The organism is candidate division WOR-3 bacterium (genome assembly GCA_016867815.1).
GTDB lineage: Bacteria > Hydrothermota > Tepidihabitantia > Tepidihabitantales > Tepidihabitantaceae > UBA2258.
This window is the reverse complement of sequence record VGIR01000007.1, coordinates 53,919-63,740: the sequence shown is the minus strand read 5'-3', so window position 1 is coordinate 63,740 and position 9,822 is coordinate 53,919. Positions and strand designations below refer to the sequence as shown.

Sequence of the window (9,822 nt, the reverse complement as noted above, 5' to 3'; positions counted from 1 at the left end):
TCTTCCGGGACCTCTCCCGGCGTGGGCTCGCCGGTGTCCGGCTGGTGGTATCGGACGACCATGAAGGGCTGGTGGCCAGTGTCCGGCGGTGCTTTCAGGGAGCGCTCTGGCAGCGCTGTCAGACGCATTTCATGCATAACGTGCTGGCGCTGGTGACCAAGAGTGACCGCAAAGCCCTGTGGCAGGCGTTGCGATCGGTCTTCGATGCGCCGACGCTGGAGCATGCCAAGGCACGGCTGGCGGAAGTGGTGGCAGAGTGGCGCCCGTGTTATCCGGACCTTGCCGACAAACTGGAAGAGGAGACCGAAGATACACTGACCTGCTTCCAGTTTCCGGCCGGGCATAGGATGCGGATCCGGACGACCAACATGATGGAACGGCTCAATGAGGAGTTGCGTCGACGGAGCCGGGTCATCAGGATCTTCCCCAATGCTGCGGCCTGTCTTCGACTGATGACGTCGCTGGCGCAGGAGCAGGCGGCGGAATGGGCCACTCAGCTCACGTATCTGGACATGGCAGAACTGGAACGCTGGGACATGCTCCACCCGCAGGCAGCACCAGCAACAACCCCGTGAAGACGTACAGGAAGAGACTCCATTTGCAGACAATTCGGCACTTGACCCGGTTCGGCGGGCGGGATGGGGGTAGAGCCGGCCCATGAGCTGACGGATGAGCCCCCTCTTGAGCTGGGGGATGAGCCCCCCCTTGAGCTGGGGGATGAGCTGTCCCCTGAGTTCCGGGATGAGCCCTCCCTTGAGACCGGGGAGGAACGGTCCCTTGAGCTCCGGGATGAGCCCCCCCTTGAGACCGGGGAGGAGCTATCCCTTGAGTTGGGGGATGAGCCCCGGCATGAGTCCGGGGATGAGCGGTCCCTTGAGCTCGGGGATGAGCCCTCCCTGCAACCCGGACAGGGTTCGGGACAAGGACCCCCCCCAACGACCCCCGGACGTGGAATGCGTGACTTACGCGATTCTCCGTTGACCAAAACCGCCGGAAACCCGCAATTCCTATGTGACGGCAAAAACGCGGCCGCCCAAGAGATGGTCGTTTCGATGGCATTCTACAGGGTCGTAGAATAGAGTGAGTCTGGGTTTGCGGCGGTAAGCCACGATGAAACAGTAGCTTGAGTCGTATTGGGCCAGAATGACACCCCCACCTGGGGGACTACCTCCGAGGCAGTTCGCCGAGTTGTGTCCACTGTTGTTCCGGCGACTGTCCGTCATGCTGTTCTCCGGGTTGTTTCTCGCATTGTGCTGTCTGCAGTTCTGTCCGGTGTCCGGCTTTCTGCCCTGCCGGTTGCTTAGACGGTTGTATGTCCTGCCGTCTGGGCGACTGTTCTACGGACTCCTCTGCACGCTGCCGTCCGAATTGCAGTCAGTGCTGCACTCCTCGCGGTTCCGGAAACTGCTTTCCCGGTTGTTCGGCGGACAGCGGTCTGGACTGCCCTTAGTGGGGCGGCGCACACTTCGGGCCATCCGTGGCGATGTCTTCAACATCGGCGCTCCGATCGGGCCTTGGTTCGAGGGACGACCGACGTCAGAAGTCAGAAGGCAGAGTGCAGAAGGCAGAAGTCTGGTCGAAGACTGAACGCACCACGAAGGCGCTGACTTCTGGACCCGATGGTCTGGTCTGCGGGGTGGCGGACGCAGGTTGGTCTTCGCGGTGTGAGAGGAACGGGGCGGGCCGAAGCCCGCCCCGTTGATCTGACCGGTCGCCGGCTAGCGGCGCACGACGAGTTTCTGTGTGGCCAGGAAGCCGCCGGCGCTGAACCGGCAGTAGTAGACGCCGGCAGCGACGTTTCTGCCCCGTTCGTCGCCGCCGTTCCAGTGGACGCTGTGGTACCCGGCCGGCCGGGCACCGTCCACCAGCCGCCGGACCAGCGTTCCGGCAACGTCGTAGACGTTCAGTTCGACGCGGGCCGGCCGCGGCAGGGCGTAGCGGATCCCGGCGCCCGAGGCCAGCGGGTTCGGGAAGGGCCGGTATAGGGCGAAAGTCAGCGGCAGGGCGTTGTTCTCGGGCTGGGCGATGCCGACGAACGGTTCGATGGTGAAGTTGGCGTTGCTCATATCCTCGACCCTGCCACCCTCGGCATCCCAGGTGACGACCTTGACCCGCGCCTGCGTAGTCGGCGTGTTCGGGATGGTCCAGGTGTGCTGGAGTGGTACCGGCGGCGGGTCATAGAAAGCCACGCCGACCCAGCTCGCGCCGGCGTCGGTCGAGTAGTAGATCGAGTCTTTGACCCCGCTCGGAGTCTGGGTCCAGGTGATGTTGTGGGCGCTGCCGACAATCCAGCTCTCGCCGCCGTTCGGAGCGGTTACGCCGACGCTCGGTCCGACCGCCGCCCAGTTGAGCGCGTTCACCAGCAGGCGAGACCACTGTCCGTAGGCGCCGCCCGACCAGGCCGACAGCGGATACATGCCCACCGAGACGGCCCGCCTGCCCGCGCTGTCGAAGCAGGCGGCGAGGCAGCGATTGGAGGAGGTGTATTCCGCCAGGCAGAGGGAGTTCGGGCTGCGCAGCGTGTTGTGGGTGTTGCCGGTGACGTAGTTGGCGACCGAGAGAGCGGAGATTGCGGACATGACCGGGTGGAGGGGTTGGTGTACCGTTCCGAGAGCGTCCGGCGTGTAGGAGTTGGCCTGATCCGTGAAAGGGGCGTAGTAGTCGCGCCAGTCCCCGGTTATCACGAAGCTCGGACCGTAGTCCGCGAAGACGGCTTCGACCACGCCGCCGCCCAGTTCGACGAACCGGGCCAGGCTGTCACCGAGCGCGGCCGAGTCGGCAGGCTGGCTGTTGGTCCACGTGAGTATCGCCCGGTAGCCGAAACGGTACCAGTCGCCGGCCGGGAACGCGGCGTGACCGCCCGCGCCGATGTTGTATGTGTCCAACGCAGCGAACCTGCCGCCGCAGGAATCGAGCAGTATCCGGCGCAGGCTGTCGACTACGTCCCAGCTTCCCTCGGCGTGACAGATCATCACCGGGTAACCGCCCTGCTTGCACATCACGCTGCGGGCGTCACCGGTCACGGTGCCGTCGGAGTAGAGCGTGCGGTCGCGGTAGAAGCGTTTGAAGGTGTTGCTGCCCAAGCCACCCCAAGCCATGTAGTAGTACTGACCGTCAAAGGTAACGGCCATCGCCGAGCTCTGGACCCCGCCCGTGGACCAGGTCGCATCGTGGGTGATGCTGCCGCCAGTGAACTTGGCGCAGGCGTAGCCATACCACGTCGCGCCGGAGAGGGTGGGGGAAATCCAGACCGTGTCGTTGGCGACGCCGTAGCAGAAGGTGCTGGCACCGACTGCCGGCGCGTAGTCAGTCGTGGTCGAGCTGACCAGCGTACCGTTGAGCGTGTACTTGCGCGTGGTGGTGCCGTTCGGGACATAGACGTACTGGCCGTCGGTGCCGCAAGTACCGCCGCTGGTGTTCGCAAGGGTGTAGTTCTCCACGTCGCCGGAGAGAAGGTCGGTGCGGCGCAGGTTGGTGCCGGACACCTCGAATACGTAGTGGCCGTCCGGGGTCATACACGATACGGACTGGTCGTACTGCCAGGCAAGCGGCGTCGGCTGGGCCGCGGTCACATCCTGCGCCTTACCCGAGGAGTAGAAGTCCGCGGTGCTGGAGTAGAGCTTCCAGTAGAGCGAATCCTGCGTCACCGGTCGCGTGCCACGTACGCTGCACATCACCCCACGCGTGTCGATGCTGATTGTGCCGCTGGCCGACAGGGTCCGGTCCGCATTGAACCGCTTGAAGGTGTTGGAGGAATACCCCGCCCAGGAGACGTAGTAGTACTCGCCGTCCCATGCGACCTGCGCCGGCGAATGGCTGCCGGTGCCGACATCCCAGGCCGCATCCTTGGTGAGCGAGCCGCCGCTGAACTTCGAGCAGGCGTAGCCGTTGAGTACGGTGCTCAACCCGTCGTGACACCAGACCGTGTCGTTCACCACGGAGAACTCGTAGTAGGCAGGGCTGATATCAATGGTGGTTATGGTTACCAGGGCTCCGGTCGGCGTGTACTTGTAGACCGTGTCGTTGACCGGCACATAGAGGTACTGACCGTCAGTACCACACGCCGACTCTCCGCGCGGGATGGTGTAGTCAGCATATGCACCCGTGTTGGTGTTGGTCCGGCGCAGCGTGGTGTTGAACACCTCGTAGCAGTAGACGCCCTGCGGGTCCATGCAGGCGACGGGTTGAGCGTCCTGCCAGGCGAAGGCGGGCCGGCAGCTCTCCGGGGTCGGATTCGGGACCTCCGACTTGGGGCTGCCCAGGAGGGCCGTCAGGGAGTAGTAGTTCTTGAAGTAGAGCGAGTCGGCGCCGACGTTCTCCTGCGGGTCGACCGGCAGCGGGTTGCCGTTGCGGTCGTAGAACTTGTCCCAGCGGATAACCGGCAAGCAGGTGTTTGCCGTACCTTGGGTCTGCATCGCGGGCAGCGGGGTCGGCCTTTGTGCGGGCTGCGCTGCCGAGCCCGAAGCCGTCGGGGTGGCGGTGGTCGCTGTGCCCGTGAAGCCGGCCGCGGCCGACATGATGGCGCTGAGTATCAGAACCAGCACAGTTCTGGACATCTTTCCTCCTTGTCTGGTTGGAGGCGGCACTCCTGGCGTGGCATCCGGCCGGCCTCCGTTGCAGCCGGGTGTCGGAAGGCGGCCGTTCAGCCGCGACCGCCCGTTCCTGTTGCTCAATTAGACACCTGTCTTCCCTGGGTGTCAAGCGTTGTCGAACGGCGATGCGGATGCCGGCTTGTCGGGGCGGCCCGGTCGGCACCGGGGACGACGGCGCCTTTCGTTCCTGTTGTTCCTGTCCGCCGGCCGCTGTCGCGCCGCGTCCGGGAGAACCATGGGTCGCACGGGTCACTATTGACAGATGGCTTCTGTCTGTTATAATGTCTTGGGAGGTCGCCGGTGCGAGCACCTTGAGTCCGGGACGTGCCGGGGCGGTTCCCTGAAAGGAGTTGCTGTGCCTTACGATGTTTTCATCGAGTCGGACAAGCGGCCACAGGTGATCGTTGACGCGGACCGGGTTGAGGAGTTGGACGGCTACTTCCGGTTCTTCAAGGAAGGCGAGTTGGTCGCGTCCTTCAAGGAGCAGAAGGTCGTCGGTTACGTGAGGATGAGCATCGCGATCTAGACGGTCGCGACCGCGACGCTGCCGGCCTCCATGATGAGGTGCGGTGGTTTCAGAATCTACAATCGGGCGGGAGTGAAGCGGGGCGGTGTGGCCTAGCGCATGCGCGGGCGCGGGGTGCGGCCGCCGGACATCTGTTTGGCCAGGACTCGCGCCTGGGCGAATTCCTTCAGCAGCCGGTTGACGTCGGTGACCGTGGTGCCGCTTCCTGAGGCAATGCGGCGGCGGCGCGAGCCGTCGACGATGTCCGGGTTTCTCCGTTCGGCCGGGGTCATGGATTGAATCATGGCCTCGACCTGAGCGAATTCACTGTCGTCGACTTCCAGGTTGCCTGCCCCGGGTATCATTGCCAGCAGTTTGGAGATGTTGCCCATCTTCTTTATGCCTTTGAGCTGGCCCAGGAAGTCGTCGAGGTCGAACTTCCCCTTGAGGAACTTCTCGGCGATCGCGCGCTGGTCCTGCCCTTCGGTGGCGGCCTGGACCTTGTCGGCGAGGCTCTTCATGTCGCCCATGCCGAGGATGCGCGAGGCGATCCGGTCGGGGTGGAAATCCTCCACGTCTTCGAGGTGCTCGCCGGTGCCGACGAAGAAGACCGGCAGCCCGGTGACGTGCCGTACCGACATCACCGCCCCGCCCCGGGCGTCGCCGTCGAGCTTGGTGAAGCAGCAGCCGGTCAGTTTGAGCCGCGTGCTGAACTGCTCGGCCTGGCTGACGGCGTCCTGTCCGACCATGCCGTCGAGGACCAGCAGACTGGCATTGGGTTTGGCCTTGTCCTGGACTGCCCCGAGTTCGTTCATCAGGTCGTCGTCGATGTGGAGGCGGCCCGCGGTGTCGAAGACCACGAAGCCGTTGCCGCGGTTTCGGGCCTGCTTCAGCGCGGCCAGGCTGGTCGCGACTACGTCGCTGGATACCGGATAGAAATCGCACTTGGCGCGCTCGGCGACCGAGCGGAGCTGGTCGGAAGCGGCCGGCCGCTTGGGGTCGCAGGCGACGAGCAGAGGCTTGCGGTTCCGGAACTTGTGCGCGAGCTTGCCGGCAAAGGTCGTCTTGCCGGTGCCCTGCAGGCCGACGAGGCTGATGACCACAGGGTTGGAACTCAAGTCGAGCTTGGGCGTTGTCTCGCCCAGCAGCTCGACCAGTCCCTGGTAGAGAGTGGCGTTGATGAGTTCACCGGGCTTGAGGCTGGCCGCCACGTTCTTCTCTTTGAGCTTGGCCTCGACCGAGCGGATGAAGTGACCGACGACCTTGTAGTTGACGTCGGCTTCGAGCAGCACCGTGCGGACCTCGCGCAGGGCCTGCGATACCTCGCGGTCTGATAGGCGTCCGAAACCCAGCAGCTTGCGGCGAAGCTGGGTGAACCGGTCGGTCAGTGCGTCGAACATATCTAGAAAAGGGTTCGAGGGCTGGAGGGTTCTAGGGTTCCAGTGTCATACACCGGGCCACAGGAGAGACGTCCGAGAGTGGCGGTCCCAGGTCCGGACTTCGTCATTGCCCCTTTCCACTTTGTCATCATCTTCTACATTCGTTACGACTTCAGGGCCTTGATGACTGCGGCGTAGTCCGGGCTGCGGAAGATGGCGCTGCCGGCGATGACCCAGTGCGCGCCTGCTTCAGCCACCAGGTTGCAGTTCTGCGGGTTGACCCCGCCGTCGACCGATATCGTCGCTCTGGAGCCAGACTCGGCGATGAGCCTGGCCGTCTCGCGGATACGGGCCGCCGATTCCCGGGAGAACTCCTGGCCGCCGAAGCCCGGGTAGACGCTCATCACCAGCACGTCCTGCACGTCGGCGATGACCGGGCGGAGGGACTCGACCGGAGTGTTGGGGTTGAGAGATATCCCGGCAGCCTTGCCGGCGGCGCGGATTGTCTCGATACACTGCTCCGGCGACTCAGCTGCTTCGATGTGGAAGGTGATGAGGTCGGAATAGGCGAGAAACTTCTCAACCAGCCACTCCGGTTCCTGCACCATGAGGTGAGAGTGGACAGGCACGTTCACGGCCCGGCGCACGGCCTTTGCCAGCGGGACTCCGAAGCTCAGGTTCGGGACAAAATGGCCGTCCATCACGTCGAGATGGATGGCGTCCGCGCCCGCGTTCACCACCGCCGCCAGTTCGTCGGAGAGACGGAGGAAGTCGCAGTCGAGTATCGACGCGGATACCTTCATCTTCTGCCCGGCGGGATGGCTACGATCAGGCTTACCGTATCGAGGTCACGGACCGTCATGCCTTCTTCCGGGTACTGGATAAGCACGTTGCCTGCAGGTTCGTCGCTCGGGGCCTGTTTCACGTTTCCGAGGATGAGTCCCTGTGATGCCAGTATGCCGGAGGCGGCTCCCACGTTCATGCCGACCAGGCCCGGCATCGGGAAGTTGCCGACCCGGGAGGAGATCTGGATGGTTATGCGTTCGCCTTCGTCGACCTCGAAGCCGGCGGGGGGACGCGTTGATACCACTTGTCCCGCCGGCAGAGTTAGTGAGCGGAGTGATTCGACTCCGGCAACGGAGATCCCCGACGCGGAGAGCAGGGTGGTGGCTCGGGCGAGAGTGAGCCCTTCGACATGGGGGACCTTCATCCGGGAGCCGCCTATGCTCACGTCGATGTGCACCTTGCGCCCGAGCTTGACCCTTTGCCGGGGTTCAGGGTGCTGGGTCACTACCCGGTCCGGGGGTACGGTTGCGTTGGAGACGCTGCGAACGTCGCCGAGAACCAGCCCGGCCTTGATGATCGACTCCTCGGCTGCGAATCGGTCAATGCCGACGAGATCTGGTACTGTTGTTTCCCGTCCGCGCCCGACGACCATCGGCATCACGAGCCAATTGAGGACGACGATGAGCAGGGCGATTGCCAGCAGAATGAGGATGAGCGTGCGCAGGGCGTGGCTGCGGCGCTTGCGGCGCTGTCTCATGCGGCAAACCTTTCACCGGCAACCGGACGGTGGCCGTTGCGGAAATCCTGACCGGTCTGGGCCCGCTTGCCCTCGGGCTTGAGTTCGGTGATCTCCAGCGCGCCCGCACCGGCGGCGACCACAAGACCCGGGTGATCGAAGAGGATCTGGCCGGGCTCTCCCGGGTCTGAAACCGGGCTGACCTCAGAGCGAAGCAGGACGATGCGCCTCTGGCGGAAGCTGGTTACCGCTCCGGGCTCGGGGGAGAGTGCCCGAATCCGATTGTGTATCTGTTGAGCCGATTCCCGCCAGTCGATGCTGCGTTCTGCCTTGGCTATCTTCGCGGCACGGGTGGCCAGTTCCGGGTCCTGCAAAGCGCGGCGGGCCTTGCCTTCTGCAAGCTGAGTCAGGGACTGCAAGATGAGCCGGGCGCCGACATCCGCCAGTCTGCGCGACAACTCGCCCGCCGTTTCGTTCGGGCCGACGGCGACGACCTCCTGCTCGACTATGTCGCCGGCGTCAACCTGCTCGGAAAGAGCGATGATGGTCACGCCGGTTTCGTGTTCGCCCGCAAGCAGGGCGCGCTGAATCGGCGCCGCACCTCGATACCGGGGAAGTAACGAAGGGTGGATGTTCAGGAAACCGAAGGCAGGGACTGAGAGTGCGGCTGGTTTCAGGATATAGCCGTACGCGGCCAGGACCGCGGCGTCCGGGGCTTGAGATCCAAACTCAGAGATGAACGCCGGAGCGTTGGGGTCCTGGGGGGTCAGGACTTTGATGCCGAGCGCACGCGCTTCTTGTTCTGTGGGGCTGGGGACGAGCTTCCGGCCTCGGCCGCTGGGTTGCGGCGGCGCGGTGACAACAGTTTCGATCCTGTGCGCGGACCGGGCGAGGCTACGCAGGGCAGGCACCGCGAAGTCAGAAGTGCCGAAGAAAGCTACGCGCACCGTTCCCTTTCCTCCAGTTCCTTGAGCTTCGTGCCGAGCATCCGCCGCCGCGACTCGCTCAGGTGGTCGATGAACAGCACCCCGTTTAAGTGGTCTATCTCATGCAGCAGTGCCCGAGCCAGTAGCCGCGTGCCTTCGACAGTGATCGGCTGCAGTTCCTCGTTGAGCCCGGAGATGCGCACGAATTCGGGACGGGGCAGGAAGTCGAACAGCCCGGGCAGGGAGAGACACCCTTCTTCGGCTTCGACGAGGCCCTCGGTCGCGACCACCTCCGGGTTGATGATGCAGTACGGCTCCCGGTCGTCGTCGACAGCGCGCGGGTTGATGGCAAACGCAGCGACCGTCTCGGCAATCTGGTTGGCGGCGAGTCCCAGCCCGTCCTGCGTCAGCATACTGACTTTCAGGTCCTCCAGGAACTTGACCAGATCGGACGTAAGTTCCCCGATGAGCCGTGACTTGGTCCTGAGTGCCCGGTGGCCGTACAGGACTACCCGGCGGTTGACGCCCGCCGGTTTCGCTGCCGGGCTACTTTTCGGCGCCAAACTTGTAGCTGACCGCTGACTTGTCGACCTCGAGTTCGGTGTTCTCAGCGACCTTGACCAGGAAAGTCTGTTCCCTGACGTTGGACACTATGCCGTGGATGCCGGAACCGAGCACTACGCGATCGCCCCGCTTGATCTGTTCCAGCATTTGCGTGTGCTTCTTCTGGCGGCGCTGCTGGGGCAGGATCATCAGGAAATAGAGGACGGCGAAGATCAGGATAATGGGCAGGAACCCGAGGATCGAGTTCATGCCGCCGGCAGCAGGCGCGCCCGGAGTCGCGGTTGGGGCCGGCGTCTGGGCGAGGGCGATTCCAAACATAAGGTCTCCTTTGGGC

At 64.2% G+C, this 9,822-nt stretch carries 8 protein-coding genes; 1 reads left to right on the top strand and 7 read right to left on the bottom strand.

The genetic code is table 11. The features are described 5' to 3' along the window. The coding region (locus tag FJY68_02265) for an IS256 family transposase (GenBank protein MBM3330661.1) at positions 1-575 on the top strand (575 nt) is incomplete at its 5' end. A gap of 1,143 nt (positions 576-1,718) precedes the next feature. Here FJY68_02265 and FJY68_02260 read toward each other — a convergent pair. The 7 genes from FJY68_02260 to yajC form a co-directional block, all read right to left on the bottom strand. Then, positions 1,719-4,556 carry a T9SS type A sorting domain-containing protein gene (locus FJY68_02260; GenBank protein ID MBM3330660.1) on the bottom strand — a complete coding sequence of 946 codons (2,838 nt, stop codon included), beginning with the start codon at positions 4,554-4,556 and terminating at the stop codon, positions 1,719-1,721. 654 nt (positions 4,557-5,210) lie between these two features. Continuing rightward, the gene (locus FJY68_02255; protein MBM3330659.1) at positions 5,211-6,497 is read right to left on the bottom strand and encodes a signal recognition particle protein; all 1,287 of its coding nucleotides are present in this window, start codon (positions 6,495-6,497) and stop codon (positions 5,211-5,213) included. Positions 6,498-6,640: 143 nt separating this feature from the next. Continuing rightward, complete coding sequence (gene rpe, locus FJY68_02250) at positions 6,641-7,279, bottom strand: ribulose-phosphate 3-epimerase (protein ID MBM3330658.1); 639 nt, start codon at positions 7,277-7,279, stop codon at positions 6,641-6,643. After that, positions 7,276-8,019, bottom strand: a complete 744-nt coding sequence (locus FJY68_02245; protein MBM3330657.1) for a PASTA domain-containing protein — start codon at positions 8,017-8,019, stop codon at positions 7,276-7,278. The genes rpe and FJY68_02245 overlap by 4 nt, the downstream gene beginning before the upstream one ends. Next, positions 8,016-8,945: a methionyl-tRNA formyltransferase gene (locus tag FJY68_02240; GenBank protein ID MBM3330656.1), complete on the bottom strand. Its 930-nt coding sequence runs from the start codon at positions 8,943-8,945 to the stop codon at positions 8,016-8,018. Before FJY68_02240 ends, FJY68_02245 begins: the two co-directional genes overlap by 4 nt. Continuing rightward, positions 8,936-9,535 (bottom strand): peptide deformylase, encoded by a 600-nt coding sequence (gene def / locus FJY68_02235; GenBank protein MBM3330655.1) that lies wholly within the window; start codon positions 9,533-9,535, stop codon positions 8,936-8,938. Before def ends, FJY68_02240 begins: the two co-directional genes overlap by 10 nt. After that, positions 9,471-9,806: a preprotein translocase subunit YajC gene (yajC, locus tag FJY68_02230; protein ID MBM3330654.1), complete on the bottom strand. Its 336-nt coding sequence runs from the start codon at positions 9,804-9,806 to the stop codon at positions 9,471-9,473. Before yajC ends, def begins: the two co-directional genes overlap by 65 nt. Between the last annotated feature and the right edge of the window lie 16 nt (positions 9,807-9,822).

Coding starts and splice junctions, on each gene's coding strand:
- rpe (MBM3330658.1), bottom strand. CDS start 7,279: ATGAAGGTATCCGCGTCGATACTCGACTGCGACTTCCTCCGTCTCTCC.
- FJY68_02260 (MBM3330660.1), bottom strand. CDS start 4,556: ATGTCCAGAACTGTGCTGGTTCTGATACTCAGCGCCATCATGTCGGCC.
- FJY68_02255 (MBM3330659.1), bottom strand. CDS start 6,497: ATGTTCGACGCACTGACCGACCGGTTCACCCAGCTTCGCCGCAAGCTG.
- yajC (MBM3330654.1), bottom strand. CDS start 9,806: ATGTTTGGAATCGCCCTCGCCCAGACGCCGGCCCCAACCGCGACTCCG.
- FJY68_02245 (MBM3330657.1), bottom strand. CDS start 8,019: ATGAGACAGCGCCGCAAGCGCCGCAGCCACGCCCTGCGCACGCTCATC.